The 18,521-nt window shown below is 62.1% G+C and carries 12 protein-coding genes and 8 pseudogenes; 12 read left to right on the forward strand and 8 right to left on the reverse strand.

The features are described 5' to 3' along the window. The first annotated feature begins 164 nt into the window (after window positions 1-164). The 4 genes from AMK27_RS42560 to AMK27_RS40450 all read left to right on the forward strand — a co-directional run bounded on the left by AMK27_RS42560 (window position 165) and on the right by AMK27_RS40450 (window position 6,722). Window positions 165-5,060, forward strand: coding sequence for a non-ribosomal peptide synthetase (locus tag AMK27_RS42560; RefSeq protein WP_143204963.1), 4,896 nt, complete (start codon window positions 165-167; stop codon window positions 5,058-5,060). Window positions 5,061-5,288: 228 nt separating this feature from the next. Further along, window positions 5,289-5,699 carry a hypothetical protein gene (locus tag AMK27_RS42565; RefSeq protein WP_143204964.1) on the forward strand — a complete coding sequence of 137 codons (411 nt, stop codon included), beginning with the start codon at window positions 5,289-5,291 and terminating at the stop codon, window positions 5,697-5,699. 40 nt (window positions 5,700-5,739) lie between these two features. Then, window positions 5,740-6,234 carry an SRPBCC family protein gene (locus AMK27_RS40445; protein ID WP_073919455.1) on the forward strand — a complete coding sequence of 165 codons (495 nt, stop codon included), beginning with the start codon at window positions 5,740-5,742 and terminating at the stop codon, window positions 6,232-6,234. Continuing rightward, on the forward strand, window positions 6,231-6,722 hold the full coding sequence (locus AMK27_RS40450; protein WP_073919456.1) for a glutathione peroxidase: 492 nt from the start codon (window positions 6,231-6,233) through the stop codon (window positions 6,720-6,722). The genes AMK27_RS40445 and AMK27_RS40450 overlap by 4 nt, the downstream gene beginning before the upstream one ends. A gap of 627 nt (window positions 6,723-7,349) precedes the next feature. On the opposite strand, the pseudogene AMK27_RS42230 reads toward AMK27_RS40450, so the two are convergent. Then, a pseudogene (locus tag AMK27_RS42230) lies at window positions 7,350-7,514 on the reverse strand (IS110 family transposase); the annotation flags it as partial. A 182-nt stretch (window positions 7,515-7,696) separates the two neighbouring features. After that, window positions 7,697-8,448, reverse strand: a pseudogene (locus AMK27_RS41530) (transposase family protein). Between the two features lie 127 nt (window positions 8,449-8,575). Between AMK27_RS41530 and AMK27_RS40475 the strand changes: the two are divergent. After that, window positions 8,576-8,809: pseudogene (locus AMK27_RS40475) on the forward strand (helix-turn-helix domain-containing protein); the annotation flags it as partial. A 541-nt stretch (window positions 8,810-9,350) separates the two neighbouring features. On the opposite strand, the gene AMK27_RS44660 reads toward AMK27_RS40475, so the two are convergent. Then, a complete protein-coding gene (locus AMK27_RS44660; RefSeq protein ID WP_445194906.1) occupies window positions 9,351-9,422 on the reverse strand; it encodes a hypothetical protein in 72 nt (23 codons plus the stop codon). Window positions 9,423-9,824: 402 nt separating this feature from the next. Here AMK27_RS44660 and AMK27_RS40480 point away from each other — a divergent pair, with 402 nt between their 5' ends. The 3 genes and pseudogenes from AMK27_RS40480 to AMK27_RS40490 all read left to right on the forward strand — a co-directional run bounded on the left by AMK27_RS40480 (window position 9,825) and on the right by AMK27_RS40490 (window position 11,400). Further along, window positions 9,825-10,070: a hypothetical protein gene (locus AMK27_RS40480; RefSeq protein WP_073919459.1), complete on the forward strand. Its 246-nt coding sequence runs from the start codon at window positions 9,825-9,827 to the stop codon at window positions 10,068-10,070. A gap of 124 nt (window positions 10,071-10,194) precedes the next feature. Next, a complete protein-coding gene (locus tag AMK27_RS44285; RefSeq protein ID WP_274535773.1) occupies window positions 10,195-10,317 on the forward strand; it encodes a hypothetical protein in 123 nt (40 codons plus the stop codon). A gap of 316 nt (window positions 10,318-10,633) precedes the next feature. Continuing rightward, a pseudogene (locus AMK27_RS40490) lies at window positions 10,634-11,400 on the forward strand (IS5 family transposase). 423 nt (window positions 11,401-11,823) lie between these two features. Here AMK27_RS40490 and AMK27_RS44060 read toward each other — a convergent pair. Continuing rightward, window positions 11,824-12,021: pseudogene (locus AMK27_RS44060) on the reverse strand (transposase); the annotation flags it as partial. A 1,231-nt stretch (window positions 12,022-13,252) separates the two neighbouring features. Between AMK27_RS44060 and AMK27_RS42890 the strand changes: the two are divergent. Both AMK27_RS42890 and AMK27_RS44065 read left to right on the forward strand, forming a co-directional pair. Next, on the forward strand, window positions 13,253-13,564 hold the full coding sequence (locus AMK27_RS42890; protein ID WP_073919461.1) for a helix-turn-helix domain-containing protein: 312 nt from the start codon (window positions 13,253-13,255) through the stop codon (window positions 13,562-13,564). Window positions 13,565-13,576: 12 nt separating this feature from the next. After that, window positions 13,577-13,897, forward strand: a pseudogene (locus tag AMK27_RS44065) (transposase family protein); the annotation flags it as partial. 150 nt (window positions 13,898-14,047) lie between these two features. Here the strand turns inward: AMK27_RS44065 and AMK27_RS44070 are convergent. Further along, a pseudogene (locus tag AMK27_RS44070) lies at window positions 14,048-14,230 on the reverse strand (hypothetical protein); the annotation flags it as partial. A gap of 7 nt (window positions 14,231-14,237) precedes the next feature. Here AMK27_RS44070 and tpg point away from each other — a divergent pair. Beyond that, a pseudogene (gene tpg, locus AMK27_RS44075) lies at window positions 14,238-14,542 on the forward strand (telomere-protecting terminal protein Tpg); the annotation flags it as partial. A 682-nt stretch (window positions 14,543-15,224) separates the two neighbouring features. On the opposite strand, the gene AMK27_RS42570 reads toward tpg, so the two are convergent. Then, the gene (locus tag AMK27_RS42570; protein ID WP_143204965.1) at window positions 15,225-15,485 is read right to left on the reverse strand and encodes a hypothetical protein; all 261 of its coding nucleotides are present in this window, start codon (window positions 15,483-15,485) and stop codon (window positions 15,225-15,227) included. A gap of 491 nt (window positions 15,486-15,976) precedes the next feature. On the opposite strand from AMK27_RS42570, the gene AMK27_RS40515 reads away from it, so the two are divergent. Next, window positions 15,977-16,252: a hypothetical protein gene (locus AMK27_RS40515; RefSeq protein WP_143204966.1), complete on the forward strand. Its 276-nt coding sequence runs from the start codon at window positions 15,977-15,979 to the stop codon at window positions 16,250-16,252. 145 nt (window positions 16,253-16,397) lie between these two features. Here the strand turns inward: AMK27_RS40515 and istB are convergent, their stop codons facing one another. Then, the gene (gene istB / locus AMK27_RS40520; protein ID WP_073919464.1) at window positions 16,398-17,195 is read right to left on the reverse strand and encodes an IS21-like element helper ATPase IstB; all 798 of its coding nucleotides are present in this window, start codon (window positions 17,193-17,195) and stop codon (window positions 16,398-16,400) included. A gap of 3 nt (window positions 17,196-17,198) precedes the next feature. Continuing rightward, the gene (gene istA, locus AMK27_RS40525; protein ID WP_198956034.1) at window positions 17,199-18,452 is read right to left on the reverse strand and encodes an IS21 family transposase; all 1,254 of its coding nucleotides are present in this window, start codon (window positions 18,450-18,452) and stop codon (window positions 17,199-17,201) included. Between the last annotated feature and the right edge of the window lie 69 nt (window positions 18,453-18,521).

Consider the following 18,521-nt stretch of genomic DNA (forward strand, 5'->3'; position numbering starts at 1 on the left):
GTACCCTCATCGTTCGTTACCTACGCCCTCAGCGCTTGATTGCTCGATACTCATAAACTGCTGGGAAAATTACTCAAGCAGATCAAAAGTTGCGATCTTTACGAGCTTTCAGGTATACCGACCCTGTCGCCATCCAATGATTCCTCGATTGGAAGCCACCGCACATGAACGTGTCCTACACCTCCGCCCAAGCTTCTGCGCCCTTCCTCCCGCATCTAGTAGACCGTTGGGCTGATTCGGCTGCGGAAGATTGTGCTGTTATTTCTCCCGATGGAACGCTTTCATACGCGGAGCTGCGCAACCTTTCAAACAGGATGGCGAACTATCTGACTCACGAAGGAGTGAAGAAGGGAGCCCGAATTGGGGTGTCACTTCCCCGGCACCCGGATTCCGTGGTTGCAATTCTTGGCATCCTGAAGGCCGGGGCGGTTTACGTTCCGATCGACCCGAACCTGCCTGCAGAGCGACGCGATTTCATGGCCGAAGACTCTGGTATCAAGCTCTGCATTTCGGAAAGTCTTCTGCGCAGAGAGAGTGCTCGTATACGGAGCTTCCCTTCATATAATCCTGGCTACATCCCAGATGGGGATGAATCGGCATACGTGATCTACACATCAGGCTCCACGGGTCAGCCGAAGGGTGTGGAGATTGCTCAGAGCAGCATAATCGACCTGGTCACCCAGGCCGAATACACTAAGCTGGATTCAACCACTCGTTTTCTCCACATATTTTCCCTCTCGTCCGATGTCGCCGGCATGGAAATATGGACCCCCCTGATCTTCGGAGGGCAACTGGTAATTCCCGGGCCTCACCTCCTCAGCTGTTCCGAGCTTCAGGAAGCTCTAGTGAAATATGAGGTAACAGATGCTGTCTTTCCGGCTTCCCTGTTTCATCGCCAAGCAGAAGAGGCCCCGGAAAGCTTTGCCTCACTTCGAAGCCTGATGGTTGGAGTCGAGGTTCTCAATCCCGAGCATGCGCGAAATGTTCTCGCACTCAGCCCTGGCCTACGTCTAGTTAACGGATATGGTCCGACCGAGACCACTGTATATTCAACCTTTCATGTCATGACTGCGCCTGGAGAGGTACCCAGCCCGGTGCCCATCGGCCGACCGACCCCGCACACGATCGCCTGCGTGGTAGACAGGAACGGTGACGTGGTTCCGCAAGGCTCTGCAGGCGAACTCTGCCTCGGTGGGCCGGGGTTGACAAAGGGATACGTAAATCGCCCGGAACTGAACAGGGAACGTTTTTTGCAAGATCCCCTGGGATCTGGTTCGTTGTTGTACAGAACCGGAGACCTTGGCCGCTGGAACTCTGATGGTGATCTTGAATTCCTGGGTCGCATTGACCGGCAGGTTAAGATCCGCGGTTACCGTGTTGAACCAGGCGAAGTTGAAGCACGTATTCTGACCCATCCTCACGTCGCGGCTGTCCATGTCACCGCTTTTGAGCCGACAGCAACTGCTGGCGAGAAGGCGCTGGTGGCGTACTGTGCTGCGGTGCCAGGAAGTCAAATAGACGATGCTGAACTGCGCGTCTACACCGGGGAGGGCCTTCCTGGATACATGGTCCCGGCAGAGTTTGTGCAACTGGAATCACTTCCCCTTACAGTAACCGGGAAGGTGGATCCAGGTGCTCTTCCCCTGCCAGTGAAAAGCACTTCACCTGGACCACTACATTCCGGCATCGAGGGCCATCTCGTTGAGATATGGTCCCGTGTCATTGGCACCCGTGACATCGGTCTAGACGAGACATTCTTGAGTTTGGGAGGGGACTCGCTCGGCGCCATGCACATCGTTGCGGAGGTGTTCCGGCGGTTCAACGTGAAACTTCCGATCGCAGAATTGATCGGCGGTGCCACCATCATTTCTATGGCCCGTCGTGTCCGCGACCCACAGTTGCCGGCCACAGTCTCCAGCGCCCCTGCCTTGCGCAGAGAAGTATCCCAGAGACCGGCACCTGCCTCCTACGGACAACATGGCCTCTGGTTCCATGACCAATTGCACCCCGGGAGCCCCCTCTACAATGAAGTCATTGCCCTACGACTTTCCGGAGATGTCGCACCCGACGCACTGGAACGTGCTCTCACTGCCCTGATTAGGCGGCATGAAGCGCTCCGTACGTCACTTGTTATGCAGAAGGGTGTACTGCGTCAGATCATCGAGGATCCCGGTTTTGTGAAACTTGTACGAATCGACCTTCCAGAAGCTGCACAGGGCACGGAAAATGCTCTAGAAGCCACAGTTCGTGATTTCGTGCGGCAGCCCTTCGTTCTGGAGGGTGGCCCTCACCTGCGAGCAGCTCTCATCAGGGTGGCCGAGAAGAACCACGTTCTCATCATTTCGACTCACCATTCGTCAATGGACGGCTGGTCAGCCGATGTGATCTTCGATGAGATTACCCAGATCTATACAGGAATCCTGGAATCCGGAGATGAGCCTTCTCTGACTTTTCCCGAGACTCAGTACTCGGATTTCGCTGTATGGCAGCATGAGCTCATATCGGCGGGCCATCTGCGGGCTGAAGTAGCGTACTGGAAAGCCAGGCTTGAAGGACTCTCTCCTTACCTGGAAATTCCTACTGATCGCAAACGCCGCCGAGATGATTTCTCCGGCGAGGGTGCTCTGTTCAGGTCATGCCTATCTGCTGAGCAGGTAAACCGGCTGGACATACTCGCTAAACGAACTGGTGTGACCCGCTTTACAGCTCTAATGGCAGCCCTGCATATGGTCCTTTCACACTACTGCGGCACGCAGGATGTCGTAGTGGGGACTGCGGTCTCTGGGCGGGACGAGCCATCGGTTGCACGGACTGTCGGATACTTCGTTAATATGCTGCCCATTCGGTCGGAGATCACCAACACTCGGACTTTCCGCGACCTATTGCTCCGGACCCAGCAAACAGTTTCCGATGCATACAGTCATCAGCGCCTCCCATTTTCCATGATCGCAGAAGAGATGGGAGTGGATAGCAGGGAATCGACTCCTTTCGTTCAGGTGTGTCTGGTACCCGAGGATGTGTACCGCCATGAGTTCTCCCTCGGGGAAACGAAAGCCTCTTTCGAGTACTTCGACCTCAAGATCTCCAAGTTCGATCTGACAGTCAGCCTGATACCTCACCCTGATGGCAGTCTCGGACTGAACGCAGAGTATCGGACAGATCTATTCGACCAGGAGCGCATCGAAAAGTTCCTCGCTGATCTACTGCAGATAATCGATTCCGCTATCTCGGCCCCGGACGCCCCTCTCGACGGCTTGGAGTCTTGTGGGTCGGGAACATCGTTCAGCGATGTTGCAGGAATGTCCATGACATCCCACGGTCCCTGCACAGTCAACGAGATGGTGGACAGGTGGGTGTCTGAGACACCTGATGCCGTGGCAATCACATGCGCAGGTGAATCACTGACATACCGACAGTTCGCGGAACGCTCCAACCAACTGTCCAACTACCTTGCCGAAATCGGCGTCGAGCCTGGATCTCGAGTTGCTGTCTCGCTCCCCCGGGGCATCGACGCACTGATATCATTCTTCGCTGTACTGAAGAACGGCGCGGCGTACGTACCCGTCGATCCCTCGTACCCTTCCAAGCGCCGCGCCTACATTACGCAGAACGCTGACGTGATTATCGATATCACACCTGAACTGCTTGAACAGAATGCGGACTTCATCGCTTCTTTCCCTGTCACTCCCCTTTCTGTATCCCTGCGTAGCGAAGACATAGCCCATGTGATATACACGTCCGGTTCAACGGGCCGTCCTAAGGGCGTAGAAGTGACGCATGGCAATGTCGTGGATTTGGTTCGCGGAGCGGGATACGCAGAGCTCACGCCTGACTCCAGGAACCTCCACGGCGCGTCCATCTCTTTCGACCTTGCAACATTCGAGATATGGGCCACACTCGGTACTGGCGCGTCCCTGGTGGTTGCCACACAGTCAGGCATGACAGCCGCGCAAATCGCTGAGCTGGTAGCCGAGCAAGGGCTAACTCACGCTCATCTACCGACAGCGCTCTTCCATAGCAGGGTCCAGGAGGACCCGCGCTGTCTCGCCGGCCTCCACACTGTGATGGTTGGTGGGGAAGCTCTCAGTGCAGAGACGGCAAAAGTTGCCCTGGAAGCCAACCCCGGCCTGCGCCTCGTGCATTGCTACGGGCCCGCTGAGGGCACGGTGCACACGACCTACCACGTACTCACGGAATCAGAACAGGTTACGAGCCCAGTTCCGATCGGGATCCCGACACCCAACACGCGCATTCGCATCGTGAGCCCAGAGTTCGAGACCGTGCCCGTTGGAACGGTCGGAGAACTCTGCATCGCCGGGCCTGGCGTCGCCGCCGGCTATCTGGGGCTTCCCGTTACGACCGCTGAACGCTTCATATATGACACCCAACAAGCCGGTGTGCGCTACTACCGCACAGGAGACATGGCTTGTCTCAACGCCGACAGCACTCTTACCTTTCACGGACGAGTAGACAGCCAGGTTAAGATCCACGGATACCGTGTCGAGCTTGAAGAAATTGAGGCAGCCCTTCGGAGCCATCCCTCCCTAGTCGAGGTGAAGGTCATTCGGCGGGAAGACGAGCCCGGCCGCCCTTATTTGGCTGCCTACTACACATCGCGACCCGGAGTCGATGTCGATCCTGGCCACCTGACGGCGATCGCTGCGCAGAAGCTGCCGAGTTATATGACACCGAGGGTCCACACCAGGCTTTCTGAATTCCCTATGACGGTCAATGGAAAAATCGACGTACCGGCCTTGCCCAAGCCACTCTTGGAGGCAACGGCCAGCAGAGAGCTTTCCTGCGAACCACAGATTGTGCAGGTAATTTCTGGCATCTGGCGCGAGGTGCTTTCTGTCGACGTGATCGGGATCGATGAGCCCTTCTTTGACATCGGGGGAGCATCCATTCAGGTCGCTCAGATTCACCACGCTACCGTTTCCTGTTTTCCCCTGCCGGAAATCCGCATAGTCGATTTGTTCGCGCACCCGACCATTCGCAGCTACAGCGAGCACATCGAGAGATTGCTTGCTGAAAAAGCTGCAAGTCCCGAGATCGTTTAGGAAGCCGATGAAGTATGAAATCCCATCGCAGGGCCCCGCCGCCCTCGTGCGCATGGTCGGAAGCTTCTCTGGAGATCCGAGCGTAACTGCACTCTGCGACATGATCCTGGAGAAGTGCGCCCTGCTCAGTCGATCTCGTCATTTGAGGAGTCGGAGGTGCTCGTGTTGAGTCCCATGACTTCCCAGATGCAAAGAGATGTAACCTCCGCCACCGGCCTAGGACAAGGTATGAACGATGAGGCTCTTGCTGCGTTCGCCACCTACTGCAGAATGGTAGAGCGGGCGACTCAGCGCATTAATGCTGGAGAGTTCATATTCGAGCGTGACATAGCTCCATTCGCGAGCCCTGGATTCTGTGAAATCGCGGAAGGAATCGCCAAATCCATCGAGGATGTCCAGGTTGATTTCGGGCCGATAATCCAAGACGTCAAAGCTGGGGCTGCTTTTTCCTGGGAGGTGACACTTGAGTCATCTACTTCGCTTGCGCAAGGCGCGGTCCTGCTGGTTACGAGCTCTCTCGTCAGCAGAAGGTGCGCTGAAGGGGCTTTGGATGTAGTCCAGTACCGCATCACGAACATTATGAAACTCGCAGGATCCGGCGAATGGAAGTTCGAGCATCAGCACAGAACAAGATTCTGATCTGGCAAGCAAAGCTCGATACTGGGAAGTGGAGTAGTGAATGAAATCCAGCTACGTTCTGTATAACTCAACTATAATCGAAGCTCCAGTTGATGTCGTATGGGCTGAAATGAGGGATCTGGCTCACCTCGTTGACATCATCATGGTCGCCAATCAGCAAGCGTACGACCTGATTTGGATAGGTCGAGGCGGTCCTGATTCGATTCCGAGTACCATGCAGCTCAACCCCATACATGAGAGCCTTCCATCAGGGCACGTCGTGCGGCAGGAGGTGACGGGGCGATGTGAAGCCTCCCGGAAGCTCAGCTACCGAGTTACCCAGAACGACATCGGAATCGAGAACCATCAAGCCTCGTACGCTCTCAAAGAAGTAACCACGCATCCCGAGCTCACCTTCTGGGAATGGTACGTCGCGTTCTCGGTAGGTTCTGGGGCTAACGAAACGATCTTGGTTAAGTATTTCAAAGAAACCGTTGCCGACAACATCGATAAGATCCGTCGCCACTTCGCGGGCGCAGGAAGGGGGGGGAAGTGAGTATAATCAGCCTTCCACTCGTAAACGCGCAGATGGAGGTCACTTCGCTTGACCAATATGCCGGCCAGGTTCTCCTCATCGTGAACGTGGCATCACAATGCGGCCTAACGCCCCAGTATGCCGGGCTCGAAAAGCTACAGCAGCGCTTCAATGACCGCGGTTTTACCGTGATCGGCTTTCCGTGTAATCAGTTCATGGGGCAAGAGCCTGGAACCATGAAAGAGATCATTGATTTCTGCTCCACCGTCTATGGTGTATCATTTCCAATCTTTGAGAAGATTGAGGTAAACGGGGAATCGCGCCATCCGCTCTTCGCGCAACTGGCAAATGAGCCCGACGTCGGGGGAGTGGCGGGAGATATCGAATGGAACTTTGAAAAGTTTCTAATTTCCCGAACGGGTGCCGTGGTGGGCAGGTTCAGGCCAAAAGTCGCTCCAGAGTCGGATGAGATCATCAATGCTATCGAGTCTCAGCTGGCCATGCAATAGTGAGAACACAGGGCAGGAAAACCTAAGGAACAGTTTGTTCCCTACGGCAGATATCCTCAGGTTTGCCTGCTGTTTCAGAGTCATCGAGACTGAACGTAGATTCGTTTCTGTACGCAGCGAGGCTCTGTCGATCATGATGTGGTCACCCCAATCCACATCGAGCGCGGTGATGTATTGAGCCCGTTGAGCTAGCGACAGTTCAACGAAACTCTGTCATGAGGGATCATCTCTCATGGAAAATCCCAAGCGGTCCAGCACGAAGCCCCCTACGTCGGCGTCCCTGTTTCTACTTCTCATCAACATCTTCGCGATCATCGCGTTCCTGCTTATGACCTACGCAGCCATGTCCCCGACTCCCGTGAACCGGGGGCGAGTCCGTGTGATCGGATGGGGGCCATAACGCGGACCTTGTACCTGTTCAGCAGCGCGGCGCCTCCGGTCTTCGACGTCGCCTGGGTCATCGAGGAGGCCCAGGCAGACGACTGGGACGTCCGCCTCGGGCTCACTCCGACCGTGGCCCGCTGGCTCCTCGGGTTCCTGGACGCTCTGGCAGCTCTCACCGGCCGGCCCGTGCGGTGGTACAACCGCCTCCCCGGCGACCCGGAAAAAGCGCCCCTATGGTTTTCGTCAAGCCGTAGTAGGCGTGGGCGGCTGGTAGAAGGTGCCGTCGCGGAGCATCGCAAAGAGGACGTCGGTGCGGCGTCGGGCGAGGCAGGCGAGGGCCGCGACGTGGTGCTTCCCCTCGCGGCGTTTCCTGTCGTAGTAGGCGCGTGAGTCCGGCTGAGACAGTGAGCGTTTTCAGCGTGGCCACTGATCGGGTGACGCCGGTGAGGTTGAGGTGAGGGCCGCAACGGACAAGGCCCCCGTGCCGTTAGGGGAGGTGTTCGAAGTCTCAACCCACCGGCACAGGAGCCTTGTTGGTTCCCTACTCTGCCGCACTCGACCTCCCGCATGCCCTCGTCGAGTGAGCATTTTCAGCGTTGACGCTCCAGGGTGAGGATGGCTGCGGCGATGGCGGTCATGCGGTTGGGGCTGCAGCGGGCTTTGCGGAAGATGCGTCAGGTCTTCAGCCTTGCGATGCTTCGTTCGACCGGTGCTCGTGCCGCAGACAGGGCCCGGTTGATCGTCCGCTGGGTCGTGGTGAGGTCCCGGCCGGGGAGCCGTCTGATGGGTGTGGTCACCCATGGGCCGGAGCCGATGTAGGAGCGGTCGGCGAGGACGGGGACGCCCTGGCGTTCGCAGATCCGGATGATGCGATGGGTACGGGCCGCGGTCAGGTCGTGGGTGCGGCCGGGCAGCGCGGGCGAGATCCACAGCAGGTTGCCCGCGGGATCGGCGACGACCTGCACGTTCACGCCGTGACCGCGGTGTGCTTCTGTGAGAAGTCGGCCCGGCTGTCGCTGACGCCGTCGCACTCGGCGAGCGTCCCGCCGAGCAGGATGTGGTCAGGATCCGTCTCGCGCAGGACCCGCAGCAGGCCGGGTGCCTTCCGGGACAGATGCCCGACGACGGCCGTGACGTAGGTGTGGGCGGTGCCGACGGATATGCCGAAGCCGGCGGCGATCTGCGTGAGCGTGTCGTGGCGGCGGAGGTAGATCAGGCCGACGAGGGCCCGCTGGTGGGGCGGGAGCTTGCAGCGTCGGTCACCCTCACGGGTGACGATGAGCATGGATACCCACTCGACCAGTGCGTAAGGCAGGTCGACCGCGGCAGGATATGGAACCAACGAGGCTCCTGCGCCGATGAGTCGAGACGTCGAACGCCCCTCTCAACGGCACAGGAGCCTTGTGCGTTGTGGGACGCCTGCCCGTCACTCGATCAGTGGCGGCTCTGAAAGAGCTCAGTGGGTCACAATGCTCATCGGTCACCCGCGAGGGTGACCGATGGTGAAACTCCTGCCGCACCAACTCCTGCCGCACCAGCGGGCGCTCGTCGCTCTGGTGTACTTGCGCCGCCACGACACCCTCACCCGGATCGCGTCCCGCTTCGGGATATCCGTCGGCACGGCCCACGCGTATGTCACCGCCGTGACCGGCCTGCTCGCCGAACGGGCCCCGGGCCTGCTCAAAACTCTGCGCGAGCACGACGGGTCCCTGAGGGCACACCGTTGACCGGCCTCAGGTGGTCCTGGGGCCGGAGCCACATCCGGTACTCGACGTGCCCGCCGGTGGTGTTCTGGTAGACCGTAATGGAGACGAGGTAGGCCCAGCCCTCCGGAAGCTGTCGGCGCGCGTAAAGGCGCCCCACGATCTCCTGCCCGTCCGGCAGGACCATACGCGGGTGGGCACCGGCTCCAACTCGGCTCGGGCTCGGGGGACGTCCTCACATGATCACCGTAAACAGCCGGTCCCGCGGCTTCTCCGCCATCACGCACGCCAGCGCTCTACGGCCTGTCGGAACGAGGGCCCGCTGCGTGGGGGCTGGGCCACTTGATCGGGTAGGTCACCACCGACGACTGAGGCGTCGGTACCAGCGCCGTTCCCGTCCCGCTGCCCGTCGACATGGGCGACCGCCGAACACGAACACCGCCCGCATCAGATTGCTGCTGATGACAGGATTCTAACCGGTGCCCCTTCGCCGGGCCAGGTGAGGCGAGATGATCCCCCTCCGAGGCTGGTGACGGGGCCGTTAACGGCCCTTCCGCATCGCGCCACCGCGCGCTCGGAAAGTCGCTCCGGCATCGACCAGAAGGCGATGCACCTCGCCGCGCCCGCCTCGTATTTCCCTTTAGTTTTGCGGCAACCCTCTCACGCTCGGGGCCTATTAGTGCCACGGGCTGGAGACTTGCGGATCATCAGCGGGTTCCTTCCTGCGAAAACGATGGACACCCCCATGATCGCGTGGGTGGGCGGTCTGCGGCCAGCACGGAGGGGTGCGTTATCCGCCCGGTGCGAAGCCTGCAGGCACATCGCGGAGACGTGGGCAGTGGGTTCCTCGATGTTTCGTGTCGAGGAAGGCAGTAGGGCCCTGAAGGCAATCGTGGAACGCTGACCGGGCCCCCGCGGCAGCAGCCGGCACATGAAGAGATGTAGTGTGTTGTTAGGTAAGGCGGATGGCCTTTCTGGTCTCGGGCGCCCAGTGTGGCTTCGGTGGGAAGCGGCGATGCTGACGTTCGGTGCGGTGCTGATCGCCGGGGTGTGGATGTCTGCCCTGGTCCTGATCACGGTCACCGACCGGAACAAACGGGACCGCACCTGGGCAGTCGCGGCCTCGCTCGGCACCGCCGTACCGGTCGTCGTGGTGACCGTCGCCGTCACAGGCAGAGTGTGGGCATCACTGCTCAGCGCGGCGACCGCTGGTGCAGCGATGGCCGTACTACTGCTGCACGGCGGACCCCGCACCCGATAAACCTGTGATCTCTCGGTTCTATGGCAGTGAGCTCGCCTGGCCCGCCCGCCTGCGCGGCACCCGCCTTACCGCGCGCAATTGGCGGTCTGCTACGCCTACACCGCCCCCGGCAGCACATGCCGATGTGCACGGCAGATGCGGCGGCATCATCCCCACCCCGTACTGCACCGACCACTCCACCGCCGTCGAGTCGGCCATGGAGTGGCACCCCGCTGGCGGCATCCGCTTCGCGGGCCTCGCACGCTGAGCGGGGCGGACTTGTCGGCGGCCGCCGTCGTACCACGCGCCTGGCCGCTCAGGTTCACTACTTCGCCTGTCGGGCCGAAGAGGTTGCTGAGTTATGGCCTGTCCCCTTTCACCGGGGCCCGGGGGTGTGGCGGGTCTGGTGGGTCCGGGCGTGCTGGCAGTCTGGGCGGGGATGAGGCCGTGGCCGTCGGGGGTGACCAGCGTGCCCTAGGCCGTGTCCGCAATGTCGGTCGGTCGTTGCTCCGTTCGTGGTGCGACGTCATGAACTGACTGATCAGGCCTGGGAGATGATCGGGCCGTTGCTGGCTCCGCCCCGGATGGGCCGTCCGGTGCGGGACCGGCGCCAGGTCCTCAACGGCATCCTGTGGAAGTTGTCCACGGGTGCGGCCTGGCGGGACCTGCCCGAGCGGTACGGGCCGTGGAAGACCGTCTACGAACGGTTCCGCCGCTGGTCGGCGGACGGAACCTGGGACCGGCTCCTGGCCCACGTCCAGCAGCACTCGGACGCGATCGGTGAGGTCGACTGGTCGGTCGTCTGCGTCGACTCGACCATCGTGCGGGCCCATCAGCACGCCGCCGGGGCCCGAAAAGGGGGCCCTGGACCGGGGAAGCACTCGGCCGGTCCCGCGGCGGACTGAGCACGAAGATCCACCTCGCCTGCGACGGCCGGGGCCGGCCGCTCGCCTTCACGATCACCGGCGGGAACGTCAACGACTGCACCCAGTTCGAGCCGGTCATGGCCCGCATCCACATCAAGCGACACGGGCCCGGCCGGCCCCGCACCCGACCGCTGCGGGTGGTCGGTGACAAGGGCTACAGCTCCCGCAAGATCCGCTCCTACCTGCGTCAACGTGGCATCGCCTGCACCATCCCCGAACGCGTCGACCAGATCAACGGACGCCTCCGGCGAGGCGAGACCCTGTGCCGCCTCGACCGTCAGGTCTACCGGCGCCGCAACGTCGTCGAACGCTGCTTCAACCGGCTCAAGCAGAACAAGGCCCTCGCCACCCGCTACGACAAACGAGCCCGCCACTACAAAGCCCTGGTCACCCTCGCCTGCCTGCGACTATGGCTCCCCAACTGACATTGCGGACACCCCCTAGTCGCGGCAGCGCTCGCACCAGTGCGCCTGATTGGTGCCCGGCCTGTACGGACGCGGTCGCGGCACAGATATGAGACTCACCTTGAAACAAGCAAATTGCGTATATCGCCTATTCCGCTCCCACCTTCGCAGCTCGGCCCGTGAGCCGGGAGCCGAGTCGCCTTTCAGGGCGATGGGGAGATCGCGATGTTGACGTGGTGCGTGTCCATGGGGCCGTGAGGGGCGTTGAGTTGGGTGACGCGTGCACAGGTCCGGGCGCCCCACGGCCGGACTCGCGTAGTCCGCGGCCCCGACACCGCGCCCGGCGTCGGGGCCGCCTTCGTAGCGCCCCAGGCCGGCCAGACGCCTTGGTATGCCCTTGGGGTATCGGGCGTCTGGTTTTGCTGTGGCGGACAGGCACACGAAGAAGTCGTGCGGCAGGTACTCCCAAGGAATCCCGGTGCGGTTGACGTAGAGGATCGCGTTCACGATCTCTCTCAGATCATGAACCCGCGCCGCGGTCCCGGGCCCCGACCGAGCGGCCCGCCAGGCGACGAACACCGGCTCGATCAACGCCCAGCGGGCATCGGAGACATCACTGCGATACGCGCGTCGAGGAGTCACACCCTGGCCAACGAGTGCTACGACCTACAGTCACAAGAACATCCCAAAACACCAACTACCTAGATCAGATGCTCTCTTAGAAATGTTCCCTGCGCAATAGGGTCAACTTGAGTAGGTTCTGCTCATTTCAAGCGATGCCCAGTTGCGATCTAATTTTTTCCTGAACAGGAAGCATTCCCGGGTCAGCTTGAGTGGCTTTGATGGTGTCTCATTTGCGGGAAACCCATGCGTGCGAAGCTTTAGGTCGGCAGGGCGAATTTTGCAAAGTGGGGAAATGTGAGTAAGAAGAGATTTCTTGGAGCGCTTGCCGCTTCTGGAATGTCGCTGGTCGCTCTCATCGGCGCCTCCGCAGGGTCGGCGCATGCTGCGTCCACGTCGACATGCAGCGCATGGGTGGCTTGGGGGGATGTTATGAAGCGTACTTGCATTCACTCCGATGGGTTCTACGATCGCGCCGAGGCGCAGATCTACAACAACTCATCGTATGGCGTTTCCGGATATGAGCTGACGGCTCAGGTGGAGGCATACCAGAGTGGCAACTGGTACAACGTCGGACCTGCTGCCAAGGCTACGGGTATCACCCTCCTGCCTGGCCAAACCTTCACGATCTACACCTCGTGGCAGTATGACTACGCCCCCTATGGGGAAAGGTCGCACCTCCAGTTGAGCTTGACATCTGGTGGTACTTACTATTACACCGACCAACACTCTCCTCAAAGTTCGGTGTACTGAGTCACTGCTGCTGCCAATTCCGCGAAGTACTGGCCGCCGGACCCACCGCGAAGGGGGACACTCTGGCAGAACGTCAGGACGAGACACCGTTGCGGAGTCTCGTCGGCCGCCTGGCGGAGTTGGTGCAGGAGTTGATAGGCCTGGGCCGCTCGCGCGGCAGGCTCAAGACCGAGCTTCACCCAAGTGCGGATGGCCGCTGCCCGTGCGCTATCTCTGGTCGTTACGCCAGGGCAGCGAGCGGACTACACCTCGTTCAAAGGGCTAACGAGCTCGTGCACGGTTAGCGGTACGATGCTGGATCGTGATCGCTGATCATGTTCGTGTGGTGGGGAACGGGGCTCGTGCAGCGATCATCAGCGACCGGAGGATCACAAGGCTGTCGGCCGAAGTGATCGCCGAACTCGTCGCCGAGGTAGGTTCGTTGTGTCACGAGCGACATCAGGCGAGACTGGATTCCAGGCCGCGGAAGCGGACCGTCAGCGCTGGCGCGAAGCACCAGTTGGCCTTGATCCACCGGCTCCTGGCCACCCTCGTCCGCCTTCGCCACGGAGCCACTCACGACGTGCTGGCCTGCTGGTTCGGCGTCGACCGCTCCACCATCACCCGCGCCGTCGGCGAGGTGCGGCCGCTGCTCGCCGAGCGGGGCTGCACCATCGCGGCCGGTGCCCGGCTCCGCACCCTCGCCGACGTCATCGAACACCTCGGGTCCAGCGGGCAGACCGGGATCGTCGACGGCACCGAGACCCGGATCCGCCGGCCCGCCACCGGCCGCAAGGATCGGGAGAAGTTCATCTCCGGCAAGAACAAGTAGAACGCCGTCAAGGCCATGATCCTTACCGACGCCAGCGGCAGGCTCCTGTTCTGCAGTCCAGCCCAGCCGGCAAGCTGTGCCGACATCACATACGTCCGGCAGTTGGGTCTGGTCAAGCACCTAACTGACGGCCCACCCGTGGAGATACTCGCCGATGCGGGCTATCAGGGCCTGGGCGTCCAGACCAGCGGCCGCGTGGTGACACCACCACACAGCAAGTTCAAGAAGACCCCGCCAGAGTGGTACGAGGAGATCTACGAACGCCAGCGCAAGGCGCATTCCTCACGTCGTATCCGGGTCGAGCACGGCATCGCACACCTCAAGAACTGGTGAGCCCTCGCCCGGCACCACGGCCGCCGCGAGCACATGAGCGACACCATCCAAGCCGTCGCAGGACTGCTCTCACACCAGCAGACCGCCACCCGCACGGACCGTCAGGCACATTGCTCACCGGACCGATCTGCACCTTTCGACGTCGTACCGCTAACCGTGCACGAGCTCGTAAGAGTTGTCCCGTAAATGATCTCCGGATTGTCTCGGGCATGGTTGGCCACAGTGTGGCACGCTGATCAATCCGGCGAGGGCGAGGTTATGCAGCCGGGCGATGCCAAGCATGGCGTGGTGGATGCCGTCGCCTTTGAGGCGCCAGTCGCGGAGGATCTTCAAGGCCAAGGCTAAGGCGAAAGCGGCGAGCACGGGCGGCATCGTCATCGACACCCGCGCCGCCTCGGCTACACCGCACCGATCGGGTCAACGGACCAGGACCGCATCCGGCACCTGACCATCGCCCTGCCACCCCTCTACGCCGCCTGCCTCTTCGACGCCCAGGACGCCAGCGCCAGCGCCAGCGAAGCCCACCTCCAGCAGATCGCCGCCGAAGCACTCAAAGAGGTCTACTCCCAGGACGGCGGCCGCCGCGCCGGCTCCCTGGAAGAAGTCCGCTTCACCGCGATCGAGCACCTGGAATTCGATCTGTGACACCGCGCCCGAACAGCCCGGCTACCCGACCGCACGGACTGATCAGTCCGGCGGTGATCCTGTGGGTGTCCGTTACACGGAACGTGCCCGCCTGCGTGCCACCATCGCTGCGAGCGCTGTGGTTCAACTGCATTGCAGATCAGTAGGTTTGGCTGCAAATATGCCTCCCTTCCTTTCATGAGATGCCTGTGGCGCTGTGCGCATGCGGGTATGATGCAGTCATCGGGGCCCGGGGCCTCGTAGGTGTCTATGCTTGGACGCGCAGAGGGGTAGTTCGCCTCAACCCCGGCCATAGAGGTGGTGACCAATGGTCGCCACCTTTGTGGTTTCCCGCGAACTGCGGGTCAGGCTCCAGGACTCCATCGCAGCTCGTGAGCAGGGTAGCCATGGGTTTCTGCGGGGCAACGGCTCGGCCTGGGACCGGCTGGGCTGATGCGGCCACCGGCGTGCGCGGTGAGCGTGCGGAGCCGGACCCCCCTCGCTGCCGCTGGCCTGCCACCTGGATGAGTCGGCGGCTCCTTTATCCGGTTACAGCGGATGGGCGACACGGCCGCGGCCGGGAGTGGCGCGTGTTCGGCTGGTGCACCCGCAATCCCACGAGGCACGACGGAACGGCTACGCAGAGTCTCGTGCGGGCGTTGGCGGCTGTATCTCTGCCGGATTTCGGACGTTGCTCGGCGGATTACCGCTTGAGCTGGCGACCTCCGACCGCTTGCCCATTTCGTACGAGCAGGATCAGAGGCCGGGAAACATCCTTGTCCTCGATGCCTCCAGTAGGAACATGGGGTGTGCCGTACTGGTCCCGTGTGTGACCCTCGTTCGGGTAGTCCCACGCCCAGTTCGGGTTGTCAGAGCGGACACGCAAGTTGCCATCAGCGTCAAAGGCGATGTCCCCAGGATTCCATGCTTCATCAAGGCTGGTGATCTTGTGGATGGGATTCATGGCGGCATGATGCCGTACACCACTGACAGGCCCATTGCCGATGAGCTGAACTGGGTTGAACGGTCCCGGCTTGTCCCCTCCCCGGGGATAGATCCCGGTACGAGCCATAGCTTCCTCCGCGTACCCAGGCAGGCTCGCAGCGCCACGATGCCCGCGGATGACAGCGCTCATCCAGGCGATCAGCGCCCGATCCGGGTTCCCAGCCACTGCCTCCCGACCCGCTCCCCGCCCGCCTGCGACTTGGTACCCGTCGATTGTCTGCTCCCTGCATGCACGAGGGCGCTCCAGTGCCCCTTTGCTGGCCGCTCGCCCACGCCCTGTTTGCCGTGCCGGGGTGGGTTTCCGTGGTGGGGGTGAGGGAGGGAAGGGCGTCGGGCGGTAGGTTGTCTCCAGGCTGTTGCGTGTGGCTCTCGACGTTCTTCGCTTTGGAGGGGTTGTCTGTGGACGGTGGGACCGGTGCCCCTATCGGGCGGAAGGATGTCGATGCTCTGGTGGAGTTCGTCCGTGAACGCTCGCTTGAAGCCCGCAGAGAGGCCGGTAGGACTGTCAAGGACAGTGGTCCGGTGTTCTATGACGGTGTGCGCCGGGTGACCAACGCGTTCGATCTCGTCCTAGCGCACTTCGCCGGCCAGCTCGCTTTCGAGCTGCAGCACGGCAACGGTCATCGTGCTGAGGCGTTTTGGGAGCCGTTGCGCCAGGCGGCGATGGAGTGGGCTGACCATCCGTCCTTCCGTGACGAATGGCGATTGAACTCCGTGAACTCCTGACCTGGCGCACCAGGACCTCCGAGCCAGGTGGACGGGCCTGAGGCCCGAGGAATCAGAAGTGTGTGAGCACCGCCTCGAGTCCTGTCAATGCTCCCGCAGAATTGAGCACGCTCTGCTCCCGCAGATTTGACCCCCTGGGGTTGGTTCAGTCGCGGTGTGTGCGGTTCTCCTTGGCGAGGAGTTCGCGTCGTTGGCGGGTGCGGTAGGAGTCGCCGGTGAGGGTGAGGACCTCGGCGTGGTGGACGAGCCGGTCGATCATGGCGGCTGCGACGACGTCGTCGGAGAAGGTCTCTCCCCAGCGTCCGAAGGGCAGGTTCGAGGTCACCATCACGGAGCCCTGCTCGTAGCGTGACGCGATCAGCTGGAAGAACAGGTTCGCGGCGTCCTGGTCGAACGGGATGTAGCCGACCTCATCGATAATGATCAGCCGGTAGCGGCGGATCTTCTTCAGCTCGGCCTCGAGGCGGCCGGCCTGATGGGCGTTGGCGAGGCGGGTGATCCAGTTGCTCGCCGTGTCGAACAGGACCGAGTGCCCGGCGTGGGCCGCCTTCACCCCGAGGCCGATGGCGAGATGTGTCTTGCCGATCCCGGGCGGCCCGAGCAGGACCACGTTCTCCGCCTTCGAGACGAACGTCCCGGTCGCCAAGTGCGCGAGGACGTCCCGGCGGAGTGAGGGCAGATGGTCGAGGTTGAAGTCCTCGAGGGTCTTGACCTGCGGAAAGTGGGCTGTGCGGATCCGCATCACGGTGCCCTTGGACTCCCGGTCGGCGACCTGCCGCTGCAGCAGGGCCGCCAGATACTCCTCGTGGGACCAGTTCTCATCGCGGGCCTGGGCGGCCAGGTCCTCCCAGCAGGCGCCGATCGTGGGGGTCTTCAGGACCCGGGTGAGATAGGCGATCATGGACGGCAGGCCGTCCTTCGGCATCGTGGTGGCCATGGTCATGTATCACTTCGCTTCCGTTGACGGCTGATGGAAATCGACGCCGAAGAGGGCGTCGTAGTCGGGCAGGGCCCGAAGGGCGACGGCATGGCCGTCGGGGTGCCGGCGGGTTGATGCCTGGCGCCGGTGGCGGTCCTCGGCCAGGGCCTGGCGCATCCGCTTGGCCGTGGCCGCGTGGGCAGGATCGGTGACCACCGCCTGCTTGGCCCAGGACCGTTCGTGGCGGGCGACGATCTGGCCGTCGCAGAACACCACGACCTCCTCGAGGGAGGCGGTGACGTCGACGAACCGGCCGATGACCTGCGGATCGACCGAGTAGTCGCCGGTGTCGACCCGGACGTAGTAGTCACGGGCGAGCCGGATCCTCGAGCTCAAGCCGGTCGGCGGCTCGATGGGCGGCAGCGGCGTCATCGACAGGTAGTCCCGCTCCAGCAGATCGACCGGGCGGCCCTGGATCGAGCGGACCGTGCGGGAGTTCGCCTTGACCAGCCAGTCCTCGAGCTGCTGGTTGAAGTCCGCCGGGGAGGCGAACTGCCGGCCCGGCAGGAACGAGGTCTCCAGGTAGCCGTTGCTCCGCTCGACCATCCCCTTGTATTCAGGGTCGCGGGGCGGTGCGAGCTTGATCCTGGTGGCCAGAGTTCCGGCGAACGCCGCCGCCGGAGCGGTGAGTTTCCCACTGCCGCCGATCGCCGCCTCCCGGTCCCAGACCAGCGTCTTGGGAACCCGGCCGATCTCGTGGATCAGCCGCCACATGCCCGAGAGGATGTCTCCGGCCTGCCGCGAGGGGATCATCACCGCGGACAAATAGCGGGAGAACCCCAAGGTCATGACCAACACCGGCAGCACCCGCTCCTGCCCCGCGCCGACCTGGACCTTCGTCTCCGGGAACCACAGATCGCACTGGGCGACCTCGCCGGGCTCATAGGTGACCCGGTCGACCGGGTCGATCCCCAAGTATTCCGGCCTGATCAGCGCCAGCCGCTTGCGCAGCGGCGCTGACGAGTACGGCCAGCCGATGCGCTCGGCGATCACCGGCGCCGGCATCGTCGGCCACTCCTGCAGTAGAGCCCGCATCTGCGGCTCGAACCTGTCCGCGACATGACCCCGCGGGGCCCGCTCGAACACAGGCGGCCGGTCGGAGTTCAACGCGGCCCGCACCGTGTTCCGGGCCACCCCCAACCGCCGCGCGATCTCCTTGATGGGCACACCCTCCGCCCGATGCAGACGGCGTATCTCGGCCCAGTCCTCCACTTTCAGCACCCTCCAGATCATCAAGGGGGGTTAATTCTGCGGGAGCACCTGGGGGTCATTCTTACGGGAGCAACGACA

The organism is Streptomyces sp. CB02009 (assembly GCF_001905825.1).
In the GTDB taxonomy this organism is placed as follows: Bacteria; Actinomycetota; Actinomycetes; order Streptomycetales; family Streptomycetaceae; genus Streptomyces.

What these genes read in the sequence shown, in the direction of transcription:
- AMK27_RS40480 (WP_073919459.1), top strand. Translation starts at nt 9,825, where the DNA reads ATGCTGACGTTCGGTGCGGTGCTGATCGCCGGGGTGTGGATGTCTGCC.
- AMK27_RS42570 (WP_143204965.1), bottom strand. Translation starts at nt 15,485, where the DNA reads ATGAATCCCATCCACAAGATCACCAGCCTTGATGAAGCATGGAATCCT.
- AMK27_RS42565 (WP_143204964.1), top strand. Translation starts at nt 5,289, where the DNA reads ATGAACGATGAGGCTCTTGCTGCGTTCGCCACCTACTGCAGAATGGTA.
- AMK27_RS42560 (WP_143204963.1), top strand. Translation starts at nt 165, where the DNA reads ATGAACGTGTCCTACACCTCCGCCCAAGCTTCTGCGCCCTTCCTCCCG.
- istB (WP_073919464.1), bottom strand. Translation starts at nt 17,195, where the DNA reads ATGACCATGGCCACCACGATGCCGAAGGACGGCCTGCCGTCCATGATC.
- AMK27_RS40445 (WP_073919455.1), top strand. Translation starts at nt 5,740, where the DNA reads ATGAAATCCAGCTACGTTCTGTATAACTCAACTATAATCGAAGCTCCA.